Origin of the sequence: Pseudoramibacter porci, assembly GCF_009696145.1 — a bacterium.
Classification (GTDB): Bacteria; Bacillota; Clostridia; order Eubacteriales; family Eubacteriaceae; genus Pseudoramibacter; species Pseudoramibacter porci.
The window spans coordinates 57932-80642 of sequence record NZ_VUMO01000003.1; the positions used below are offsets into that span (position 1 = coordinate 57932).

Annotated in this window: 15 protein-coding genes; 9 read left to right on the top strand and 6 right to left on the bottom strand. The window is 57.1% G+C overall.

Going from position 1 to position 22711, the window contains the following annotated elements:
* The first annotated feature begins 24 nt into the window (after nt 1–24).
* Together FYJ52_RS03270 and FYJ52_RS03275 are read left to right on the top strand one after the other, a co-directional pair.
* The gene (locus tag FYJ52_RS03270) at nt 25–1773 is read left to right on the top strand and encodes an ABC transporter ATP-binding protein (RefSeq protein ID WP_154575837.1); all 1749 of its coding nucleotides are present in this window, start codon (nt 25–27) and stop codon (nt 1771–1773) included.
* Nucleotides 1757–3712: an ABC transporter ATP-binding protein gene (locus tag FYJ52_RS03275; RefSeq protein ID WP_154575838.1), complete on the top strand. Its 1956-nt coding sequence runs from the start codon at nt 1757–1759 to the stop codon at nt 3710–3712. The genes FYJ52_RS03270 and FYJ52_RS03275 overlap by 17 nt, the downstream gene beginning before the upstream one ends.
* Nucleotides 3713–3783: 71 nt before the next feature.
* Here FYJ52_RS03275 and FYJ52_RS03280 read toward each other — a convergent pair whose 3' ends face one another.
* Nucleotides 3784–5565: a sensor domain-containing diguanylate cyclase gene (locus FYJ52_RS03280; RefSeq protein ID WP_154575839.1), complete on the bottom strand. Its 1782-nt coding sequence runs from the start codon at nt 5563–5565 to the stop codon at nt 3784–3786.
* A 228-nt stretch (nt 5566–5793) separates the two neighbouring features.
* Nucleotides 5794–7284 (bottom strand): aldehyde dehydrogenase family protein, encoded by a 1491-nt coding sequence (locus FYJ52_RS03285; protein ID WP_154575840.1) that lies wholly within the window; start codon nt 7282–7284, stop codon nt 5794–5796.
* Nucleotides 7285–7378: 94 nt separating this feature from the next.
* Between FYJ52_RS03285 and pdxR the strand changes: the two genes are divergently transcribed.
* Entirely contained in the window at nt 7379–8773 is a 1395-nt protein-coding gene (pdxR, locus tag FYJ52_RS03290) for a MocR-like pyridoxine biosynthesis transcription factor PdxR (protein WP_154575841.1), read from the top strand.
* 52 nt (nt 8774–8825) lie between these two features.
* On the opposite strand, the gene FYJ52_RS03295 is transcribed toward pdxR, so the two are convergent.
* The 4 genes from FYJ52_RS03295 to FYJ52_RS03310 form a co-directional block, all read right to left on the bottom strand.
* Entirely contained in the window at nt 8826–9791 is a 966-nt protein-coding gene (locus FYJ52_RS03295; RefSeq protein WP_154575842.1) for a dTDP-glucose 4,6-dehydratase, read from the bottom strand.
* Nucleotides 9792–9951: 160 nt separating this feature from the next.
* Nucleotides 9952–13212 carry a carbamoyl-phosphate synthase large subunit gene (gene carB / locus FYJ52_RS03300; protein ID WP_154575843.1) on the bottom strand — a complete coding sequence of 1087 codons (3261 nt, stop codon included), beginning with the start codon at nt 13210–13212 and terminating at the stop codon, nt 9952–9954.
* Complete coding sequence (locus tag FYJ52_RS03305; RefSeq protein WP_154575844.1) at nt 13203–14321, bottom strand: carbamoyl phosphate synthase small subunit; 1119 nt, start codon at nt 14319–14321, stop codon at nt 13203–13205. Before FYJ52_RS03305 ends, carB begins: the two co-directional genes overlap by 10 nt.
* Nucleotides 14322–14372: 51 nt before the next feature.
* A complete protein-coding gene (locus FYJ52_RS03310) occupies nt 14373–15644 on the bottom strand; it encodes an adenylosuccinate synthase (protein WP_154575845.1) in 1272 nt (423 codons plus the stop codon).
* 171 nt (nt 15645–15815) lie between these two features.
* Between FYJ52_RS03310 and FYJ52_RS03315 the strand changes: the two genes are divergently transcribed.
* The 6 genes from FYJ52_RS03315 (at nt 15816) to FYJ52_RS03340 (ending at nt 22644) form a co-directional block, all read left to right on the top strand.
* The gene (locus tag FYJ52_RS03315) at nt 15816–16727 is read left to right on the top strand and encodes a TIGR01212 family radical SAM protein (protein ID WP_154575846.1); all 912 of its coding nucleotides are present in this window, start codon (nt 15816–15818) and stop codon (nt 16725–16727) included.
* A gap of 29 nt (nt 16728–16756) precedes the next feature.
* Nucleotides 16757–17491: an elongation factor P 5-aminopentanone reductase gene (gene ymfI, locus FYJ52_RS03320; RefSeq protein WP_154575847.1), complete on the top strand. Its 735-nt coding sequence runs from the start codon at nt 16757–16759 to the stop codon at nt 17489–17491.
* A 168-nt stretch (nt 17492–17659) separates the two neighbouring features.
* Nucleotides 17660–18547, top strand: coding sequence for a fructose bisphosphate aldolase (locus FYJ52_RS03325; protein WP_154575848.1), 888 nt, complete (start codon nt 17660–17662; stop codon nt 18545–18547).
* 118 nt (nt 18548–18665) lie between these two features.
* Nucleotides 18666–20039 (top strand): MATE family efflux transporter, encoded by a 1374-nt coding sequence (locus FYJ52_RS03330; protein WP_328598754.1) that lies wholly within the window; start codon nt 18666–18668, stop codon nt 20037–20039.
* 409 nt (nt 20040–20448) lie between these two features.
* The gene (locus FYJ52_RS03335) at nt 20449–21402 is read left to right on the top strand and encodes a sugar-binding transcriptional regulator (protein ID WP_154575849.1); all 954 of its coding nucleotides are present in this window, start codon (nt 20449–20451) and stop codon (nt 21400–21402) included.
* A 51-nt stretch (nt 21403–21453) separates the two neighbouring features.
* The gene (locus tag FYJ52_RS03340; RefSeq protein WP_154575850.1) at nt 21454–22644 is read left to right on the top strand and encodes a sn-glycerol-1-phosphate dehydrogenase; all 1191 of its coding nucleotides are present in this window, start codon (nt 21454–21456) and stop codon (nt 22642–22644) included.
* Nucleotides 22645–22711: the final 67 nt, after the last annotated feature.

Genomic DNA, 22711 nt, shown 5'->3' on the forward strand with positions numbered 1-22711 from the left:
ACGATAAAAATATAGGAGGTATCTATGATCAAAAAATTGTCGGAGAGCATCCGCGAATACAAGCGCGAATCCCTGCTCTCCCCGCTCTTTGTGACCCTTGAGGTCGTCATGGAAATCATCATCCCGATCCTGATGGCCCGCCTGATCGACAGAGGGCTCAACCGCGGCGACATGCGCGCCACCTGGATCTACGGGCTGATCATGCTCGCCGTCGCCTGCCTGTCCCTCGTCTTCGGCGCCCTGGCCGGGAAATTCTGTGCGACCGCCTCGACGGGTCTGGCCAAAAATCTGCGCCACGACATTTACGAGAAGATTCAAACCTTCTCCTTTAAAAACATCGACGACTTCTCCACCGGCAGCCTGGTCACCCGGATGACCACGGACATCACCAACGTTCAAATGGCCTACATGCTGCTCATCCGCATCGCCTTCCGGGCGCCGCTCATGCTGATCTTCGCGCTGATCATGAGCTTGACGATCAACGCCAAACTCTCGGTCTATTTCCTGATCGCCATTCCGATCATGGCCCTCGGCCTCGGGCTCATCATCAAATTTGCCCACCCGCTGTTCCGCAAGGTCTTTAAAATTTACGACAAGCTCAACACCGTCGTCCAGGAAAATCTGCGGGGCATCCGCGTCGTCAAATCTTATGTGCGCAAAGACCACGAAATCGGCAAATTCCGAAGCATTTCCGGTGACGTCTACGACACCTTCAGCAAGGCTGAAAAACTCATGGCCCTCAACAGTCCGCTGCTGCAGGCGGTCATGTACGCGTGCATGCTCATCATCGCCTGGCTCGGCGCGAAATTCATCGTCGCCGGCAGCCTGACAACCGGCGAGCTGACGAGCTTGATCACCTACATCATGATGATTCTCATGAGCCTGATGATGCTGTCGATGATTTTCACGATGCTCACCATCGCCCAGGCCTCTGCCGAACGTATTGTCGAAGTGCTCAACACCGAAAGCGCGCTGACCAACGCGGCGGACCCGATCCAAACCGTCAAGGACGGCTCCATCGTTTTCGACAACGTCAATTTCTCCTACGCCGACGACCCCGACAAGCTCTCGCTGCTGGATGTCAACCTCACCATTAAATCTGGGGAAACCATCGGCATCATCGGCGGCACCGGCTCGGCGAAGTCCTCGCTGGTCCAGCTGATCCCGCGGCTCTACGACGCGACGACCGGCACGGTCTACGTCGGCGGCATCGACGTGAAGCAAATCGACATGACGGTGCTGCGCGATCAGGTCAGCATGGTGCTGCAGAAGAACGTGCTCTTTGCCGGAACCATTGCCGACAATTTGCGCTGGGGCAATCCGAAGGCCACGGACGCTGAGCTCTGGCGCGCCTGTGAAGTCGCCTGCGCTGACGAATTCATCAAAGAAATGCCCGACGGGCTGAACACGATGATCGAACAAGGCGGCGCCAACGTCTCCGGCGGGCAGAAGCAAAGACTCTGCATCGCCCGGGCTGTGCTGGCCAAGCCGAAAATTCTGATCCTCGACGATTCCACCTCTGCAGTGGACACGAAGACCGACGCGAAAATCCGCCAGGGTCTCAAGGATATCATCCCGGGGACGACGACACTGATCATTGCCCAGCGCATCTCCTCCATCGAGGACGCGGACCGGATTGTCGTGATGGACGGCGGACGGGTCGCCGACGTCGGCACCAGCGCTGAACTCATCGAACGCAGCGACATCTACCGCGAAGTTTACGACACCCAAATGCAAATGAAAGGAGGCCAGGTCAATGGCGAAGAAGCGTAAATTCAAAGACGGCCACTACGTCGATGAAGCGGGCCAGCGCAAGGATCACCCGATTCCGAAGGCCAAGCCCTCCGGCGGCGACGCCGTCGACGGCGCCACCATCCGCAGACTGATGGCCTACATCGGCCGCAATTACCGGTTCCGGTTCACCGCCGTCGTCATTTTTATCATCATCTCGTCCATCGTCACGGCGCTCTCGTCGCTGTTCATCGGCAACGTCGTCGACGATTTCATCACGCCGATGCTCAAGCAGTCCCACCCGAATTTCGGGCCGCTGCTCCACACGGTCATCGTCATGGGCGCGGTGTTCGCCGCCGGAGCCGTGTGCAACCTGCTCTACAACCGGATCATGGTCACGATCTCCCAGGGCATCCAAAAGGATATCCGCGACGAAATGTTCGCGAAGATGCAGGATCTGCCCATCAAATACTTCGACACCCACGCCTACGGCGACGTGATGTCCCGGTTCACCAACGACACCGACACCCTGCGCCAGATGCTGTCTATCGCGATTCCCATGTCCTTCTCAGCACTGGTTTCCATCGTCGCGGTGTTCGTCTCGATGCTCGTCACTTCCTTTGTCCTGACGGTTTTGGCTGTGGTCTGCGTGGCGCTGATGATTTTCGTTTCCGGCAAAATCACCGGAATGAGCGCGAAATTCTTCATCCGGCAGCAGAACTCCCTCGGCGTCGTCGACGGGTACATTGAAGAATCCATGTCCGGCGAAAAAGTCATCAAGGTGTTCAACCACGAAGATGCGTCCATCGCCGACTTCGACGAAAAGAACGAACAGCTGTTCCGCGACGCCGAACGGGCCAACACCTACGCCAACATCTTAATGCCGGTCATGAACAACATGTCCAATCTGCTCTACATCATCATCGCCATTGTCGGCGCGCTGATGATGCTCTCGGGGCGCACGGCCCTGACCCTCGGCGGGCTCATCGCCTTCCTCAATCTGACCAAGAGCTTCTCGATGCCCATCGGCCAGATCTCCCAGCAGCTCAACTCGGTCATCATGGCGCTGGCCGGCGCCAAGCGCATCTTCACGCTGATGGACGAAATGCCGGAAGAAGACGACGGCGACGTGACCCTCGTCAACGCGATCATCCGCGACGGCAAGCTCCTCGAAGCCGACCACCGCACCGAAACCTGGGCGTGGCGCATGGAAGACCGCGCGAAAAACGAAATTCACTACCGCAAGCTCGAAGGGGCCATCACCTTGGATCACGTCGATTTTGAGTACGAGGCCAACAAGCCGATCCTCCACGACATCACTATCCACGGCAAGCCCAAACAGAAAATCGCCCTCGTCGGCTCCACCGGCGCCGGCAAGACGACGATCACCAACCTGATCACCCATTTCTACGACATCGGACACGGCCAGATCCGCTACGACGGCATCGACATCACCCGGATCAAAAAAGCCGACCTGCGCCGCTCCTTCGGCCTCGTCCTTCAGGAAACCAATTTGTTCACCGGGACAGTCGCCGACAACATCCGCTACGGCAACCTCAACGCCTCCGACGCGGAAATTCGGGCGGCTGCCCGTCTGGCCAACGCCGACCAATTCATCAACCTGCTCCCCAACGGCTACAACACCGTCATCTCGGGCAACGGCGAAGGTCTCTCCCAGGGCCAGGCACAGCTTCTCGCCATCGCACGGTGCGCGGTCGCCGATCCCCCGGCCATGATTCTCGATGAAGCGACCTCCTCCATCGACACCCGGACCGAATCCTTGGTCCAGGCTGGGATGGACAAGCTGATGATCGGCCGGACAGTGTTCATCATCGCCCATCGGCTCTCGACCATCCGCAACGCCGACGCCATCATGGTCATGGACCATGGACGCATCGTCGAACGGGGCACCCACGACGAGCTCATCGCCAAACACGGCATGTACTACCAGCTCTACACCGGTAAGCTCGAGCTGGAATAATATATCCGCATAAAAAACAGCCCTGCAATCAGTATCATACTGATTGCAGGGCTGTTGTCGTACATACGCAATTATTTGTCCGCTGTGATCGTTCGGCCGTCTTCGGTGACGACCCGATTGCGGCCGCCATTTTTCGCCTGATAGAGCATTCTGTCAAGGCGGATAAACAGCGTCTCTTCCGATTCGCCCGGGTGATAGGCCACAACGCCGAGACTGATGGTGAGATGGCCCGCGTAGGCAAAACGGTGCTGATCCACGGCCCAGCGGATGCGCTCGGCAATATAGGTCGCATCCATCAGGCTGGTGTTCTCGAACAGGCAGACGAATTCCTCGCCGCCCCAGCGCCCCAAGACATCCGCTTTGCGTATCTGCTGCTTGACCACATCGGCGATTTCGCAGAGAATCGCGTCGCCCGCTTTGTGGCCGTAGGTATCGTTGACCTTTTTGAAGTAATCCACATCGTACATCAGAGCCGCAAAATCGTCCTCTTGTTTTTCCTGCCGAATCAGGGCGCTTGTGGTCTCGTTCAAGAGCCGGCGGTTGGCCAGCCCGGTGAGCTGATCGTGGAGCGCCATCACCTGCAGCTTGTCGATGACCTCGTGCAGTTCGGCGGTCGTCTGTTCCAAAAACGTCACCAGCCGGTCGGACAACTCGATGGGCTGGTTAGCGTTCTCCTCTAATTTGTCGTCGTGCACGCAAACCGGCGCCCCGGCTTTGGGCGGCCCTTCGCGAAAGGCCACCGCGACGATGCTGCTGTTAAGAATCCCGCCGTTTCGCCCGGTCCGTAGAATTTCGCTGCCGCCGTAGCCCCAGATGGCCTGCGGCACCACTTGCGCAAAATAACTAAGCTCTAAATCCGAATCGGCATTGCCCAGCAGAAGCCGCCGGTTCAAACAGGTGATCAGGATCAGGGATTCCGGCTTAAAACGTGCGATCCATTTGGCACAGTTAAGCGCGTGCTCAAGGAGCAGGCCCTTTCTGGAGTAGGACAGGCTCACCCGCGCCCCTTCGCGCATCGGCGTGAACATCCGAATGGCGCCCCGCTCGTCGAAATCAACGGGGATGCGCGCCGACATCATGCTCCCGGTCTGCTCCAGCAGCGGAAAAGCCGCGTTGTTGGCGTAAAAATTGGCGTCGGGCTTCAGCCCCAGGTATTTGGCGTACAAATCCATCGCCGGCCGGTTGTCGATCGTCTCGATGTAGCCCCCCGGCGCGATTTTTGTCACCCGATGCTCCCGCCCCAGCGGTTTCCACCCGAGCACTTGTTCAGCTTCAATTTCGAGATCTTCGCCGTTAAAGGCGGCCGCCACCGCGCCATCCCGATAAATTTTCGTGCCGCAGAATACATAAAACCGATCGGAATTGAGCACCTTGGAGCCGGCCTGTGCGCCAAAAATCGGTGTGTGGGGCAGCTCCCCGGCGACGGTCTCTAAATAATCAAAGGGTTGGGCTGATTTCATCGCGGTCAAAAACAAAATGCCCTTGAGATCCTGCCGATCGATCTGACTTAGAAAATCCTCTGCCGCCGTCTTCGCCGGCATGCCCGCGGTATCCGCACCGACGACCTGCACACGGCTGTTTTCAAAGAGCATGAGACTGCAGACCGTCGTGTTATTCGCCAAGGCCATGTCCGCTTTCAATTTGCCGAGGAGGGTCATGCCGAATACCTTCGTCTCTGGCAATTCGGCCGCCAATGTGTCCAGATGGGCCTGGATTTCATCAAGATTATTTTCGCTTTCAAAAACCAACAGCGCGCGCTCAGATGCCGCGGCGTAGGCCGGATCTTTTTGAATATCCCGAACCATCTCCGACATCGTGTGCGTGTTGTTAATGAGATATTTTTTTTGAATCATATTCCCGCCAATCTAGAGCCGATACGCTCGTACCGGCTTTATCTGTCTTTTTGTTTCGAATCGGCCAGTTGCTTAAAAATTTACTGACACGTTACTTTTTCTACACGCTTATTAATATAACAGAGTTGATAACGATTTGCAATGCACAAAAAAAATTCGGTCAGCAAAAAAGGATGCCTGCTGTCAAAACAGCAGGCATCCGTAAAGTGGAGGATTTGAGGCGGCGCTTTAAACTGCCGGGAAAAAGCCTGACGGCGCGTCGGACAAATTGATCATGATGTTCTTGCAGACGGTATAAGCGTCGAGAATGGCTAAGTCGGTTTCGCGGCCGTATCCGGATTTCTTCACGCCGCCGAAGGGGGCGCCTGCCGGGATCATGTTGTAGGTGTTGACCCACATTCTGCCGGTTTCGACTTTTCTAGCCACGCGAAGCGCCCGGGTGATGTCCCGCGTCCAGACGCCGCCGCCAAGGCCGTATTCCGAATCGTTGGCCATGGCGATAACTTCCTCCTCGGTGTTGAAGCGGATGACGACGGCCACCGGCCCGAAGATTTCTTCCTGAGCCACGCGCATGTCGTTGGTCACGCCGGTGATTAAGGTCGGCTTGAAGAAATTGCCCTTGGCGAGATCGCCGTCGCTGTTTTTTTCGCCGCCGGCCGCAATGGTCGCCCCTTCTGCTCTGGCGATGTCGATGTAGGAGGCGATCTTCTTCACCTGGCCGGCGTTGATCTGAGAGCCGACCTGGGTCGCCGGATCTAAGGGATCGCCCTGGACGACTTTGCCGAATTGCTCGGTCAGTTTTTCGACAAATTCGTCGTAAATGCCGTCCTGCACGAAAATGCGGGACCCGGCGCAGCAGACCTGCCCCTGGTTGAACAAGATGCCGAGCTGTGCGCCGTCGAGCGCTTGCTCGAGATTGGCGTCATCGAAGAAAATGTTCGCGCTCTTGCCGCCGAGCTCTAAGGTCGCCGGGATGAGTTTGTCCGCCGCGGCCCGGGCCACATTGTAACCCACTTCTGTCGAGCCGGTGAAGGCGAGTTTACGCAGGTCCGGATGGTCGAGAATGTACTGCCCGGAGCGGGAGCCCTTGCCGCTGATGACGTTGATCACGCCGGCCGGCACCACGTCCTGAATCAATTCCATGAGGACCAGCAGGCTCAGCGGGGTCGTCGAGGACGATTTGATGACGACGCAGTTCCCTGCGGCCAAGGCCGGCGCCAGTTTCCAGGCTGCCATCAAAAACGGGAAGTTCCACGGGACGATCTGCCCGACGACGCCGATGGGTTCGCGCAGTTCCAGGCTCAAGAGCCCGCCGTCGAGAACCGTCGCGTTGCCCTTCTGGGTCAGAACGGCGCCGGCAAAATAACGGAAATGATCCGCCGCGTAGGGCACGTCAATGGTCATCGTTTCCCGAATGGGTTTGCCGTTGTCGAGGGTTTCGACCCGAGCCAGTCTTTCTTTGTTGGCGTCGATGATATCGGCAATTTTATTTAAGACCGCAGCCCGCTGGCCGGGCTCTGTGTCGCGCCAGGCTGGAAAAGCTTTCCAGGCGGCCGCCACTGCGGCATCAACATCTTCTTTAGTCGCTTCTGCAACTTCGGCGAGCTGTTCACCCGTCGCTGGATTCATTACTTTAAAATACGCTTGATCGGATGAGGCTCTGAATGTGCCATCAATAAACAGGCCATATTTTTCTTTCAGGTTGCTTTGTGTTGTCATGTGAATAGCTCCTTTTGTTTAAGTTGGTGACATTATCCGCCAATTCTGATATGATGATAAGCGTCAGATTATTTTTATTTTATGGGACCAGATTATGATTTCTTACGATTTATCCAAACGCGGCGATATGCCGCGCTACCAATATTTATACGCGCGCATCCGCGAAGACATCACAAACGGGCGCCTGCGCCCTGACGAGCGCATGCCCAGCAAGCGCCGGTTCGCCGAGGTGCTTTCCGTCAGCGTCAACACCGTCATGGCGGCCTACGATCTCCTCGTCGCCGAGGGCTTTTTGTACACCGTCGAAAAAAAGGGCTATTTTGTCAGCCGGCTGCATTACGTCGTGCCTAAGGCCGGCAAAAAACCCATGGCGCCGCCGGAGCCCTCGGAGGACAGCCACTGGTTTATGGATTTCCGCGCGTCCCACGCGCCGCTGCAGCTGTTTCCCGCGAGCCTGTGGGCCAAATGCATGCGGGAGGCCATCGGCGTCTCCGACAGCACGCTGATGAGCACCGTCTCCTGGAGGGGGATGCGGGTGCTGCGGGAGGCCATCGCCGCCGAGCTGGCCGATCACCGCGGCATGACCCGGGTCTCCCCCGAGCAGATCGTCGTCGGCGCCGGCACGGAATACCTCTACAGCCGGCTCATGCAGATCCTCGGCACCGATCTCACCATCGCCAGCGCCGACACCGGCCCCTCCAAATTCGCACAGATCGCCCGGAACCACGGCCACCATTGGCGCTATTTCCCCATCGACGAAAAGAATCTCCGAGTGGACCTCATCAGCCAAGCGCCGGTCGACGTCGTGCAGCTGTCTCCGGCGAACCTCTTCCCCTACGGCACCACCATGCCCATCGACCGGCGCATCGCCTTTTTCGAATGGGCCAACGCGGCGAAGGGCCGCTGGATCGTCGAGGACGATTACGACGCCGAGTTCTGCTTCGTGCCGGCGGGCCACCGCTCGATGTTCTCCGAGGACGCCCAGGACAAGGTGATTTACCTTAACACCTTCTCGAAAACCATGGTCCCCTCCCTGCGCATCAGCTACATGGTGCTGCCGCCGGCGCTGCTTGCGCGCTACGAGGAAACGGTGAGCTTCTACGCCTGCTCGGTGTCCAGCTTCGAGCAATACGCCCTCGCGCTCTTCATTAACCGCGGCTATTACGAGCGCCATCTGTTCCGGCTGTTAAAGCATTACCGCAAGCTGCGGGCGGCCATCCTCAACGAGATCCGCCACAATGCGGTCCTTTCCCGTATCGCCGAGGTGGCCGATTTCGGCGTTGGCACCCATTTTTTAATGACGGTCCGCACCGATCTGCCCGAGGATGAGATTCTCTCCCGGGCCGCGGCCAAATCCCTTCGGTTTCATTTTTTCCACCCGCTGAACCAAAAGCCGCCGGCGGGCTGCGTGCAGATCATCATCAATTTTGCAAGCATCGAGGCGGCGAATGTCCACGCGGTTTTTGAACGCCTCGCCACCATTTTTTAACTCGCAAAAAAAGGGATGCGCCCTTCGACGTATCCCTTTTTCTGATATCGGCCTATTTTTTTTGATCGTCCCACCAATCCATATGGTGTAAATACCACTCGTATGTGGTTTTGATGCCCGAGCTCCAAGTGGTCCGCGGCGTCCAGTTGAGCTCGTCGTGAATCTTGTCGGCGTTGACGGTGAACAGCTTGTCCTTCGGGCCGGGCAGCGGTACATTTTCCAGCTGTACCGCCGATTTGCCGAGGGCGTCGCAGAGGGTCTGCACCGTCTCGATGTCGCTGCGTTCCGCGCCGCTGGCGACGTTGTAAATTTCCCCCGGCTCGCCGTTGAACAAAATCCGGTCGATGGCCCGGCAGTGATCTTCCACGAAAGTCCAGTCCCGGACGTTTTGTCCCGTCCCCGGCGCATCAATATCCTGATTGTGCAGCGCGTGAATGATCGTCTCGGGGATCAGGGCGTTGGGCGTCTGGGACGGCCCGTAATTGGCCGTGCACCGCGAAATCGTCACGGCGATGGCCTTTTCGCTCCCACAGGCGAGGACAAAGGCGTCCGCCGCCGCCTTGGAGGCCGCGTAGACCGAGCCCGGTCTTGGCGCCTCGGTTTCGTAAATCTGGTGGTCGTCGCCGAGGGAGATGGCCCCGTAGACGTCCGCCGTCGAGACCTGGTGAAACCGCGGCACGCCGCTGTTCACGCAGGCCTCGAGCAGCCGCACCGTGCCAGTCACGTTGGTCTCAAGGCAAAGGTCCGCCCGGCCGCTTTCCCGGCCGGCCGCCGCGAAATTGATCACCACGTCGGGCTTTTCCACTTTGAGGATGCTCTCGATCGTCGGCTGATCAGTAATGTCCGCTTCGATGAAAGCGAAATTTGGCGATTCGAAGGCTTCGCCCAGATTTCTGAGATTGCCGCGGCGCTTCAGCGCGTCGACGCAGACCAGCGTATCCCATGGGTGATGCTTGCGCCAATAATGAATAAAATTGCTGCCCACAAAACCGGCCCCGCCGGCTGCCAAGATTTTCATGTGTCTGTCCCTCCTGTCCAAATGATCCAAGCGCTTCCCGCGCGTTATTTTTATTTTATCTCAATTTATTTATATTATATCGTATTTTTTTTAAGAATCACATAAAAAAGCCAGCTCATTTTCATGAACTGGCGTATAAATGGCCGTGTTGGATAAAAACTCAGATCTTCGTGATGTCGACGAGGGGAATGTCCGCGAGGGCGCTCTTGCTTTCGAGACAGCCGAGCAGGGCCCGGACGGTATCCAGCGCCGTCATCAGCGTGACGGAATTGTCGACCGCCTTCCGGCGCATTTTGACTTCGTCGATGCCCGGCTGGCGCCCCTTGGTCGAGGTAGAGACGACGTAGTCGACTTCCCGATTTTCGAGGAGGTCGCCGATATTAGGCCGCGCTTCAGACAGCCGTCTGACCACGTGAACCGGCAGGCCGTTTTCCCGCAGCACCTTGGCCGTGCCGACGGTCGCGTTGAGCTTGAAGCCAAGCGCGTGGAATCGGCGCCCGATGTCGATGATTTCCGGCTTGTCAATATCCCGGACGGTGAGCAGCACCGCGCCACTTCGCACGATGTCGCTGCCGGCTCTGGCCACAAAGCCTTTGTAAATCGCGTCTTCAAAGGTTTTGGCGACGCCGAGGACTTCCCCGGTGGATTTCATTTCCGGCCCGAGCTGGGTGTCTACGTCTTCGAGTTTCGAGAAGCTGAACACCGGCACCTTCACCGCGACGTGATCTTTCACCGGGTGCAGCCCCGAGTGATCGATCCCCATATCTTTGAGGGTTTCGCCCATCATGATCCGGGTGGCCATGTCGACCATCGGCACGTCCGTGACCTTGGAAATGTACGGGACGGTCCGGCTGGAGCGCGGGTTGACTTCGATGACGTACACCGTTTCGTCCATGACGACGAACTGAATGTTCATCAGCCCGATGACGTGGAGCTCCTTGGCGAGCTTGCCGGTGTAGTCGATGATGGTCTGCTGCACTTTTTCGGACAAGGTGTGTGGCGGATAGACCGAGATGGAGTCGCCGGAGTGGACCCCGGCCTTTTCCACGTGTTCCATGATCCCCGGGATCAGGAAGTTTTCGCCGTCGCAGATCGCGTCGACTTCCACTTCTTTGCCCATCAGGTATTTGTCGATGAGGACCGGGTTCTTGATTTCGTGGGAGGTGATGATGCCCATGTACTCGCGGACGTCGTCGTCGGTGTGGGCAATGATCATGTTCTGCCCGCCGAGAACGTAGGACGGTCTGAGCAGCACCGGATAGCCGAGGCGGTTGGCTTCGGCGAGGGCTTCTTCGGTTTTGAAGACGGTGCCGCCCTTCGGCCGCGGGATGCCGCAGCGTTCAAGGCATTCGTCGAAGAGCTCGCGGTCTTCCGCCGCGTCGATGTATTTGGGATCGGTCCCGAGAATCGGCACCTTGATTTCGTCGAGATGCTGGGTCAGCTTGATGGCCGTCTGACCGCCGAACTGGACGATGGCCCCGTCGGGCTGTTCCGTTTCGACGATGGCGCGGACGTCTTCCGCGGTCAGCGGTTCGAAGTACAGCCGGTCCGAGGTGTCGAAGTCGGTCGAGACCGTTTCCGGGTTGTTGTTGACGATGATGGCTTCGTAGCCCAGCTCGCGAAGGGCCCAGGCGCAGTGCACGGCGCAGTAGTCGAACTCAATTCCCTGGCCAATGCGGATGGGCCCGGAGCCGAAGACCATAATCCGCTTTTTGCCGCTGGCGTGTTCTTCGAGGAATTCCTCTGCTTCGTTTTCGCTGTCCCGGGTCGAGTAGAAATACGGGGTTTCCGCGTCGAATTCCCCGGCGCAGGTGTCGACCATTTTGAACGAGGCGTACGGCTTCATTTTGATCTGTTTTTCAACGGCTTCCGGCAGCTCGACGTGGCAGGTCTTCGGGTTGTAGGGCAGGCGGGTCAGACGGGCGATCGTCGAATCGAGAAAGCCCAGCTGACGGGCGACGGTGATGCGTTCGGCGGCGCGGTCGTCGCCGATGCCCTTTTCGCACAAATCCCGTTCCATAATCGCCAGGTGGCGCAGCTTGTCGAGGAACCACATGTCGATCATGGTGATCGCGTGAATTTGATCCATCGGGATGCCGCGGTACAGCGCTTCGTAAACCACGAAGCAGCGTTCGTCGTCCTTGCGGCCCAGGGCTTCGACGATTTCTTCGTCGGAAGCCTTGCGGTATTTTTCGACCGACAAGGTATCAAAGCCCAGCTCGATGGAGCGGATGGCCTTCATCATGCCCTGTTCAAAGCTGTTGCCGATGGCCATAATTTCCCCCGTAGCCTTCATCTGGGTGCCGAGGGTCCGTCTCGCGTAGACGAATTTGTCAAAGGGCCATCTCGGGAATTTGACGACGATGTAGTCGATGACCGGTTCGAAACAGGCCGGCGTTTTGCCAGTGATGTCGTTGGTGATTTCGTCGAGGCTGAAGCCCACAGCGATGAGGCTGGCGATCTTCGCGATCGGGTAGCCGGTGGCTTTTGAAGCCAGCGCCGACGAGCGGGACACCCGCGGGTTGACTTCGATGACCGCGTAGTTGAAGTTGTCTGGGTTTAAGGCGAACTGGCAGTTGCAGCCCCCTTCGACTTTGAGGGTCGAGATGATTTTCAAGGCCGAGGTGCGCAGCATCTGGTACTCTTTGTCCGACAAGGTCTGACACGGCGCGACGACGATGGAGTCGCCGGTGTGAATGCCGACCGGGTCGAAGTTTTCCATGGAGCAGACGGTGATGACGTTGCCCTTGCCGTCCCGCATGACTTCGAATTCGATTTCCTTCCAGCCTGAGATATCCCGTTCGATGAGCACCTGGTGAATCGGCGAGAGGCGCAGCCCTCGGGTCGCGATGCGGTGCAAGTCCTTCGGGGTGGCGGCGATGCCGCCGCCGGTGCCGCCGAGGGTAAAGGCTGGACGGACGATGACCGGATAGCCGATGGACGCCGCGAAATCCATGGCGTCGTCGACGGATTCGACGACTTTCGACGGAATGGTCGGCTCGCCAATTTTGCGCATGGTGTCCTTGAAGGCCTGGCGGTCTTCGGCCTTGTCGATGGTTTCCACGTTGGCGCCGAGCAGTTCGACGCCGTGTTCATCGAGGAAGCCGCTGCGCGCCAGCGCCATCGACAGGTTGAGCCCCGTCTGGCCGCCGAGGGTAGAGAGCACGCCGTCGGGCTTTTCCTTGAGGATGACCCGCTTGACAACGTCTTCGGTCAGCGGTTCGATGTAAACTTCGTCGGCCATGGCCTTGTCGGTCATGATCGTTGCCGGGTTGGAGTTGATGAGCACGACCTCGAGCCCCGCCTGACGCAAGGCCTTACAGGCCTGAGTGCCGGCGTAGTCGAATTCCGCCGCCTGTCCGATAATGATCGGGCCGGAACCGATGACCAGTACTTTCTTCAGTTCTTTCTTTAAAGGCATCCTTCCTGTCCCCTTTCCATTAAATCGGTGAATTTTTCAAACAAATACCGGGTGTCGTTCGGGCCGGCGCTGGCTTCCGGATGGAACTGGACGGTGAAGGCGTGAATGTCCGGGTAGGCGATCCCTTCGCAGGTGCCGTCGTTCATGTTGATATGGGTGATCTGCCCGACCGACGGGTCCACCGTGTTGTTCACCACCGCGTAGCCGTGGTTCTGGCTGGTGATGTAAACCCGGTCCTGGGTCAAATCCTTGACCGGCTGATTGAGACCGCGGTGGCCAAAGGGCATTTTTTCGGTTTTGGCGCCATTGGCCAGCGCCATGAGCTGATGTCCGAGGCAGATGCCGAAAATCGGCTTGCCGTAGTCAATAAAGCGCTTGATGTTGTCGATGACCTGGATATTGTCCGTCGGGTCCCCCGGGCCATTGGACAACATGATGCCGTCCGGATTGAGCTCGCGGATATCTTCCATCGTCGAATTCCACGGCATGACGGTCACGTTGCAGCCGAACTGCAGCAGCTTTTCGAGAATGTTGTGCTTGTAGCCGAAATCCATGAGGGCGACGTGGTTCGCGCGGTTTTCCCGTTCGTAGAACCACCCCAGCTTGGAGACGGACACCTTCGGCACCGGGTTGACGATTTTGTAGCTGCGGATCTTTTCGAGCAGCGCATCCTTGTGGGCGAAGACGTCCTCGGTGGTGATGGCCCCGTTCATGGTGCCCTGTCGGCGAATCTTCCGGGTCAGCTGGCGGGTGTCCACATCCCAGATGCCGACTTTGCCCTGGCTTTTTAAAAACGCGTCGATGGTGCCCGCTTCTCTGAAGTTAGACGGCGCTTCGCACCATTCCCGGACGATATAGCCGTTGACCCAGCTTTTCGAACTTTCCATATCGCTGTTATTGATCCCGTAGTTGCCGATTAGCGGGTAAGTCTGCATGACGATTTGCCCGCAATAGGACGGGTCGGTCAACACTTCCTGATAACCGGTCATCCCGGTGGTAAAGACGATCTCGCCGATCGTGGTGCCTTCGCACCCAAAATGATATCCCTGATAAACCGAGCCGTCTGCCAAAAGCAGATAGGCCCGTTTATCCTTTTTAAAGTACGACATCAGATACCTCTTTCTTTTACAATGCTAAATGCCAACGCGGTTCCATCACTCCTATCTTACGGCGAGAGAATCGTGGTCCGGGCCGACGCCGACGTAGTGAATCGGTGCGCCCACCTGGTCTTCGATAAATTTGATGTAATTTTTCGCGTTTTCCGGCAGATCGTCGATCTTGCGGATGTCGGTCGTGGAAGTCTGCCATCCCGGCAATTCTTCGTAAATGGGTTCGACCCGTTCCAAATCGTCGGTATTCGGGAAATAATCCAGCTTTTTGCCGTCGAGTTTGTAACCGGTACAGACTTTGATGCTTTCGAGGAAGTCCAGCTTGTCGAGCTTGCACAGCGCCAATTCGTCAAAGCCGTTGACCAAATTGGTGTAGCGGATGATCGGCAGGTCGAGCCAGCCCAAGCGGCGGGAGCGGCCGGTGCGGACGCCGAATTCGTCGTCGTCCTTGGTGCCGTCGCCGCGGATGATGGCCAGCTGCGGGCTGTCTTCATCTTCTGTCGGGAAGGGGCCAGCACCCACGGCCGAAGAGAAGGCCTTGGCGACGCCAATGACTTTGTCGATTTTCTTCGCCGGAAAACCGCCGGTGACCGCCGCGTAAGCGCCGGACGGGCAGGACGAGGTGACGTAGGGGTAAATCCCCTGGTCGATGTCTTTCATCGCCGCCAGCTGCCCTTCAAAGAGGATGTTCTTGTCTTCATCGAGGTAGCGGTGAATGTAGCTGATCGGTTCGACGATGCGGTCGGCGAATTTTTCAGCCCAGTCCGCAAGTTTCGCGTCGACCTGTTCAATGGTGACGGCTTCGCCGCCGTAAGCGACCATCATCTTGTTGACCACGTCGAGGTAGTTGACCATCTTGTCGTGGGCGCGGTCCAGATCGAGTAAATCTTCCGCTCTTAAGTTCTTGCGCAGCATTTTAAAGGCGTAGCAAATGCCGATGCCGCGTTTGGTTGTGCCGATGCCGCCGTGGCTTTCCATCAGCGCATCCAGTTCCTGATGATAAGGCATCAGCAGGTGGGCTCTGCCGGAAATTTTGAGGTTGTCCGTGGAGACCCCCGCGTCTTCGACCTGTTTCATTTCTTCGGCAAGAACATCTAAATTGACGACGGTGCCGGTACCAATGAGGCATTCGCCGTCTTTATTGAAAATGCCACTGGGCACCAGGTGAAATTTAAAGGTGCCGTAGTCGTTGACGACGGTGTGGCCGGCGTTGTCGCCGCCCTGAAACCGCACGATGAGGTCCTGTTTGTCGCAGAGGTAATCGATGATTTTGCCTTTGCCTTCGTCGCCGAACTGGGCGCCGACCAGTACTGTAACTGCCATATCTATCCATCCTTTCCAGACGGGAAGCCCGCCCATTTAAATTATTTGCCATAAATGACCAAAATACTGTGCACATTATAACACACACATTTATTTTGATAAAGCGTCAAGGATGGAATATAATAGACAAAACCCCATAAAATTTTAATTTTTTTAATAATTCGGTACGCTATGAAAATCTTAACCCTCTCTGAGGCGCTGAAGCGCCGCTACCACACCAAAGTCTATAAACTGGCCCTCTCCTCGGGGTGCACCTGCCCCAATCGGGACGGCACCCTGGGCACCGGCGGCTGCACCTTCTGCTCCGCCGGCGGCTCCGGCGATTTTGCCGCGCCCCTCGCGCCCATCGCCGAGCAAATCGAAAGGGCTAAGGCCCTGGTCGATCCCAAGTTTCCGAAAAACATCGCCCCGGAAGACCGCCGCTACATCGCCTATTTCCAATCCTACACCAACACCTACGTCAAAGGCGCCGAAGATTTAAGCCGGCTGGGCCGCCTCTACACCGAAGCCATCTCGCGCGCCGACATCGTCGGCCTCGCCATCGGCACCCGCCCCGACTGTCTGCCTGAGCCGGTGATCGAGATGCTCGCGGCCCTCAACGAAGTTAAGCCGGTCTGGGTGGAGCTGGGCCTGCAGACCGTCCACGAGGCCAGCGCCGAAGCCTTTCACCGGGGCTACCCCCTTGACGTATTTGAGTCGGCCTACCATCGGCTGGCCGCCGCCGGCATTCCGGCCGTCGTCCACGTGATTCTCGGCCTGCCCGGCGAGACGCGGAAGATGATGCTCGAGACTGTCGACTACCTCGCGAAGCTGTCGCCGACCCTCCCGGGGATCAAGCTGCAGCTCCTCCACGTCTTGAAGGGCACGGCCATGGGCGAGGCCTATCTAAAAGACCCCTTTCCCGTGTTCACCCTCGAGGCCTACACCGATCTCGTCGTCGACTGTCTGAAGCGCCTGCCCGAAACCACGGTCGTCCACCGGCTTACCGGCGACGCGCCCAAGCGCCTTTTGATCGCGCCCAAATGGTCCGCCAACAAGCGGCTGGTGCTCAACACCCTGCGCGCGAAAATCGCCCGGGCTTAAACAAATTTATTTATAGAAGGGAAACTACCATGCACGATTTTAAAAACAAAACGGCCCTCGTCACCGGCGCCTCCCGGGGCATCGGCGCGGCCATCGCCGAAGCCCTCGCCCAAAGGGGCTGCCGGCTGATCCTGACCTGTTCCCATTCCATGGATGCCCTCACCGCCCTGGCGGAAAGGCTCACCCAGACTTACGAAGTGATGGTCACACCGGCGGTCTGCGATGCGGGCCGCCCGGATCAGGTCGCGGCGCTGTTCGCCACCCACATCCGCCGCTTGGATTTCCTCATTAATAACGCCGGGCGGTCGGTCACCGGTCTCATCCAAGACCTCACGCCGGAAGCTTGGGACGATTTGGTGCGCACCAATCTCTCGTCCTGTTTTTATACGTCGCGGCTGGCCATTCCGAAATTTCTCGAAGGGGGCAGCGGCGCCATCGTCAATATCTCCTCCGTCTGGGGGGACGTGGGCGCCGCGGCCGAAGCCGCTTACTCAGCGACAAAGGGCGGCGTGGCGGCCTTCACCCGGGCCCTCGGCAAGGAGCTGGCCCCGAGCCGCATCCCGGTTAACGCCCTCGCCTGCGGCTTCATCGACACGGCCATGAACGCGGAATACAATAGCGACGAGCGCGCGGCCATCCGCGCCGAAATTCCAGCGGACCGCTTCGGCACCCCCGAGGAGGTGGCGGCCGCTGTCATCCGCCTGCTCGACATGCCCGACTACCTGACTGGTCAGGTGATCCGCCTCGACGGCGGCTGGATTTAAGCGCTTTTGCCCTAAAAGTGACAGCCTTTGTTCTGAAGATTACATCTTTTTGTCTGGCGGGCAGCCTTGAATTTCGGGGCTTTTTGATGTACAATTAAAAACACAATAGGGGTATTAGTGTATACCCGTGATCTTTACGTATCGCAAATGCGATGAGGAGGGAATTTAATGAATCAAAAACAATTAGACCGCATGCAGAAAGAACCGGGGTTCATTGCCGCACTCGATCAAAGCGGCGGCAGCACACCGAAGGCGCTGAAGGCCTACGGCATTCCAAAGACCCGCTATCGCAACGACGACCAGATGTTCGACCTGGTCCACGACATGCGCACCCGCATCATGACCAGCCCGTCGTTCACCAGTGACAAGATCCTGGCCGCGATTTTGTTTGAAAATACCATGGACCGCAAGGTCGAAGACCAGTACACCGCCGACTATCTCTGGAATGTGAAGGGGATCATTCCAATTTTGAAAGTCGACAAAGGCCTGGCCGAGGAAAAAGACGGCGTCCAGCTCATGAAGCCAATGCCGCAGCTCAACGATTTGCTCAAACGCGCCGCGAAGCGCCACATCTTCGGGACGAAAATGCGCTCGGTGATCCACTCAGCAAACAAAGCCGGCATTAAAGCCATCGTCGACCAGCAGTTCGACATCGCCAAACGCATTGTCGCCGCGGGCTTCGTGCCGATCATCGAACCGGAAGTGGATATCCACGCTGCGGACAAGGCCGAAGCGGAAAAATTGCTTCACGCCGAAATCAAATCCCACCTCGCCGATTTGGAAGACGGCGACAAGGTGATGTTCAAGGTGACCATCCCGACCGAAGCCGGCCTGTACACCGACATCATGAAGGATGCCCATGTGGTGCGCGTCGTCGCCCTGTCCGGCGGCTACACCCGCAAAGACGCCTGCGTCAAGCTCGCCCAGAACCCGGGTCTGATCGCCAGCTTCTCAAGAGCGTTGACCGAAGGGCTGACCTGCCGCATGAACGACATGGATTTCAATTACCTGCTCGCCGACGCGATCGACAAGATTTATCAGGCCAGCATCAAATAACCGCGCCCATTGCATCCACACAGCCGCTGCCCCTTGCAGCGGCTCTTTTTTTGATTTAAACTGTAGGCATTCAATCTTGCTCAACATTCGTCAATTTTAAAAGAAAGGAGGCGCCGCCGTGTCGAAAGCACACGACCCGTCAGATTTTGCCCACGGCAGGCTGACGTCCATCATTTTGCACCAGGCCGTGCCGGTGATGCTCGCCCAAATCGCGCAGATGCTCTACAACATCGTGGACCGCATCTACATCGGCCACATGCCGGAAACGGGCGATGCGGCTTTGAGCGGCGTTGGCCTCGTCTTCCCGATCATCACCATCATCGCCGCCTTTACCAATCTCTACGGCACCGGCGGCGCATCCCTCTTCGCCATCGCCCGAGGCGCCGGAGACGACGCCCAGGCAAAAAAAATCCTCGGCAACACGACGGCACTCCTCGTCCTCACGTCTTTCACGCTGATGGCGGTGGGTTACGGCTTTGAAAGGCCGGTGCTGAGTCTTTTCGGCGCCGACGCCCACACCCTGCCCTACGCCACCGCCTACACCCGCATTTACCTGATCGGGACGGTGTTCTCGATGTTCGCGACGGGGCTGACGCCCTTTATCAATGCCGAGGGCTTCCCGCGCACGGGGATGATCACGACGATGCTCGGCGTCATCATCAACTGCGTCCTCGATCCGGTGTTCATTTTCACGCTGAACCTGGGGATCGCGGGCGCGGCTGTCGCCACGGTCATTTCCCAATTTGCGGCGGCGCTGTGGGTCTTTCGGTTTATGACCAGAAGCAGGGCTTCGCTGACCCTCGACCGGGACACCTGCCGCCTCGACGGGAAGCTCGTCCGGCGCATCATCGCCCTGGGCACCTCGGGCTTTATCATGAACTGCACCAACGCTCTGGTCCAAATCGTCTGCAACGCGACTTTGTCGGCCATCGGCGGCAGCCTTTACGTCGGCATCATGACCATCATCAATGCGATCCGCCAGATGGCGGAGCTGCCGGCGCTGGGCCTGACTTCGGGGACGTCGCCGGTCATCGGCTACAATTACGGGGCGAAGGCTTACGGCCGCGTAAAAAAAAGCATTCGCATCATGTTCGCCCTGACCTTCGCCTTCAGTCTGGCCATTTGGATTTTCATCTCGGCCTGTCCCCATCTATTGATCGCGATTTTTACCAACAGCCCCCGGATGATCGCCGCGGGCCAGCACGCCGTGCGCCTGTATTTCTTCGGCTTCGTCTTCATGAGCCTGCAATACACCGGCCAGACGACGTTTATGGCCCTCGAAAAGCCGAAGCAGGCGATTTTCTTCTCGCTGCTGCGCAAGGCCTTCATCGTCGTGCCGCTGACGGTGGTGCTGCCTAAATTCCTTGGCGCCTCCGGTGTATTCGCGGCCGAACCCATCTCCAACCTCATCGGCGGTCTGGCCAGTTTTTCGACGATGATGCTCACCGTGTACCGCAGACTGCCCGCTGACGATTTCCCTACAAAAAAATAACATAAAAAACAAAGCAGCCCGGATGACCGGACTGCTTTGCCTTTTTATAAGGGATCTCTTCGGATGCGGGCACGCCCCCCGCTTTCTTTAGAAATCAACTTCCGAATTCAGATTCAGAAGATAATTTCATTCTACCCATAGGGGTATATGCTGTCAAGGCTTTTTACATATTTTTTATGCAATTTTTTTGCTCATGCATTGTATTTTTACAAAAATAAAAGTATCTTTTATTTTGTCTCTATCCATTCTTATTTAAACGATTTTATGACGAATTCTGTGAATAAATGTAAAAATGCTTGTTGACTTTGGTTCTAGATGACGATATAATGAAAACATCATCACCTTGGGTAAAACAAGACGATGTATTCACTTTACACATTGCAGTCATTGATTGATAAGGAACAGACAGATGAAGAAAATTGTTAACGACGAACGACTCATGATCAAAATTTGCGATATGTATTACAATCAAAATTTAAGCCAAAAATCCATCGCCACGAAGCTCGGCCTCTCGCGCCCGACCATTTCCAGAATCATCAGTAATGCCCGCGCGGCCGGCGTCGTCACCATCACGATTAAAAACCTCGAGATGACCAATTACGTCGAGCTCGAGCACAAGATTGAATCGATTTACGGCCTGAAGGAGGTTGTTGTTGTCGACCATTTCGACGATCCCGTCAAGCAGAAGGAAGAGCTCGGCCAAGTTGCGGCTGACTACCTGAAGCGCATTGTCGTGGACCGCGACATTGTCGGCGTTTCCATGGGCTCGACCCTTTACGAGACGGCGAAACATCTCGACGCGTGCTCAGCGAAAAATGTGTTCTTTGTGCCGATGATCGGCGGGATGGGACACCTTCGCAACGAGCTGCACTCGAACACCCTCGTTCAGCTCATGGCCCGCAAATTTGGCGACGGTAAATTCATTCCGATGCACGCACCGGCCCGAGTGGCCAACCGCACCATCCGCGATGAATTTCTCAGCGAAATGAGTATCGCCCGCGTCATTAAAATGTGCGACTCCCTGGACATTGCGCTGGTCGGCATCGGCTACCCGAACAAGACCTCGGCGATCATGGCCACCGGTTATTATACCGAGGCGGAAATGAACGCGATGAAAAAGGCTGGCGTGGCTGGCGATATTTGCATGCAGTTTTTCGATTCCCACGGCGATACAGCGCCCTTTAAAAAACAGAATACCGTAATCGGCATCGAGATTAAAAAGCTCAGAAAGGTGCCCCATGCCATCGGTGTGGCCTCCGGTCTGGAAAAGCTCAACGCCATCAAAGGCGCCATCGAGGGCAAATACATTAACACGTTAATTACCGACGTCGACTGTGCGACACAGCTGGCGGAGAATAATTAAATTTTCAATTTCGTTAATTCCAATTGTATTTATATTAAAGGAGATTTTAAAATGGATGAAATACTCAACCTGGATTTAAATGATATGGCGCAGACGGAGTTTGACTGCTCCTGCGGGAAACACCACAATTTCTCGATTCACGACGTTGCCATCGGCAGCGGCGCCATCAACAAGCTGCCTGAAATCGCTGCACCGTTCAAAGAAGGCCAGATCCTCATGGTCTACGACAACAACACCTACGAAGCGGCCGGCAAGCAGGCGCACAAGCTGATGGTCGACGCTGGTTTTAACGTCAAGGAACTCTTGTTCGACCGCGGCGACGATATCCTGATTCCGGACGAATCCGTCGTCGGTCGCATCCTCCAGGAACTCTCCGGCCCAACCCCTGAAGACACCCGCCTGATCGTCGGTGTCGGCTCCGGCTCCATCAACGATTCCTGCAAATACGTTTCATTCCACTGCCACCTGCCGTACATCATCGTCGGCACAGCCCCGTCCATGGACGGCTACGTTTCCGACGGTGCGCCTTTGATGAGCGCCGGCAGAAAAATCTCTTACCCGGCTCACCTCGCCTACGGCGTCATCGGCGACACCAACATCATGAAAGATGCCCCTCAGGAACTGATCGCCGCTGGCTTCGGTGATGTGGTCGGCAAGATCACCGCTCTCGCAGACTGGGATCTGGCTGTAAAAGTGAAGGGCGACTACCGCTGCGACACCTGTGTCACCCTCGTGCAGCGCGCCCTCGACAAATGCTTCTCCAAATCCAACCTGCTGCCGCAGCGCGATGAAGAAGCCATCAAATACTTGATCGAAGCGCTGACCTTGACGGGCGTCGCCATGGCGCTGATCCGCATCTCCCGCCCGGCATCCGGTGCAGAACACATGCTCTCCCACTACTGGGAAATGGATTACGTCGACCGCGGCTTGAACCCGATCCATCACGGGACTCAGGTCGGTGTCGCCACACCGGTCATCGCCCGCTTCTTTGAAGAATTAGCGGACATCCTGCCGGAAGGCACCGGCGCACTCTGCCCGCGTCATGAAGAAATTGAAAAACTCCTCCGCGACGGCGGCGCACCGGTTTCACCGAAGGAAATCGGCATCTCCAGAGAACTGTTCCACAACAGTCTGCTCAAGGGCTACACCGTCCGTCCGCGCTACTCCGTCATGGAATTCGCGAAGGAACACGGCCGCCTCGAAGAAATCGCCGACAAGATCACCGCTGAACTTTACGATTAAGTCAATCTAGCGAAAGCATCTGCCCCCTCGGCAGGTGCTTCCGCTTTGCTTTTTATCCGATTTGTAA

What these genes read in the sequence shown, in the direction of transcription:
- FYJ52_RS03270 (WP_154575837.1), top strand. Translation starts at nt 25, where the DNA reads ATGATCAAAAAATTGTCGGAGAGCATCCGCGAATACAAGCGCGAATCC.
- FYJ52_RS03275 (WP_154575838.1), top strand. Translation starts at nt 1,757, where the DNA reads ATGGCGAAGAAGCGTAAATTCAAAGACGGCCACTACGTCGATGAAGCG.
- FYJ52_RS03280 (WP_154575839.1), bottom strand. Translation starts at nt 5,565, where the DNA reads ATGATTCAAAAAAAATATCTCATTAACAACACGCACACGATGTCGGAG.
- FYJ52_RS03285 (WP_154575840.1), bottom strand. Translation starts at nt 7,284, where the DNA reads ATGACAACACAAAGCAACCTGAAAGAAAAATATGGCCTGTTTATTGAT.
- pdxR (WP_154575841.1), top strand. Translation starts at nt 7,379, where the DNA reads ATGATTTCTTACGATTTATCCAAACGCGGCGATATGCCGCGCTACCAA.
- FYJ52_RS03295 (WP_154575842.1), bottom strand. Translation starts at nt 9,791, where the DNA reads ATGAAAATCTTGGCAGCCGGCGGGGCCGGTTTTGTGGGCAGCAATTTT.
- carB (WP_154575843.1), bottom strand. Translation starts at nt 13,212, where the DNA reads ATGCCTTTAAAGAAAGAACTGAAGAAAGTACTGGTCATCGGTTCCGGC.
- FYJ52_RS03305 (WP_154575844.1), bottom strand. Translation starts at nt 14,321, where the DNA reads ATGTCGTACTTTAAAAAGGATAAACGGGCCTATCTGCTTTTGGCAGAC.
- FYJ52_RS03310 (WP_154575845.1), bottom strand. Translation starts at nt 15,644, where the DNA reads ATGGCAGTTACAGTACTGGTCGGCGCCCAGTTCGGCGACGAAGGCAAA.
- FYJ52_RS03315 (WP_154575846.1), top strand. Translation starts at nt 15,816, where the DNA reads ATGAAAATCTTAACCCTCTCTGAGGCGCTGAAGCGCCGCTACCACACC.
- ymfI (WP_154575847.1), top strand. Translation starts at nt 16,757, where the DNA reads ATGCACGATTTTAAAAACAAAACGGCCCTCGTCACCGGCGCCTCCCGG.
- FYJ52_RS03325 (WP_154575848.1), top strand. Translation starts at nt 17,660, where the DNA reads ATGAATCAAAAACAATTAGACCGCATGCAGAAAGAACCGGGGTTCATT.
- FYJ52_RS03335 (WP_154575849.1), top strand. Translation starts at nt 20,449, where the DNA reads ATGAAGAAAATTGTTAACGACGAACGACTCATGATCAAAATTTGCGAT.
- FYJ52_RS03340 (WP_154575850.1), top strand. Translation starts at nt 21,454, where the DNA reads ATGGATGAAATACTCAACCTGGATTTAAATGATATGGCGCAGACGGAG.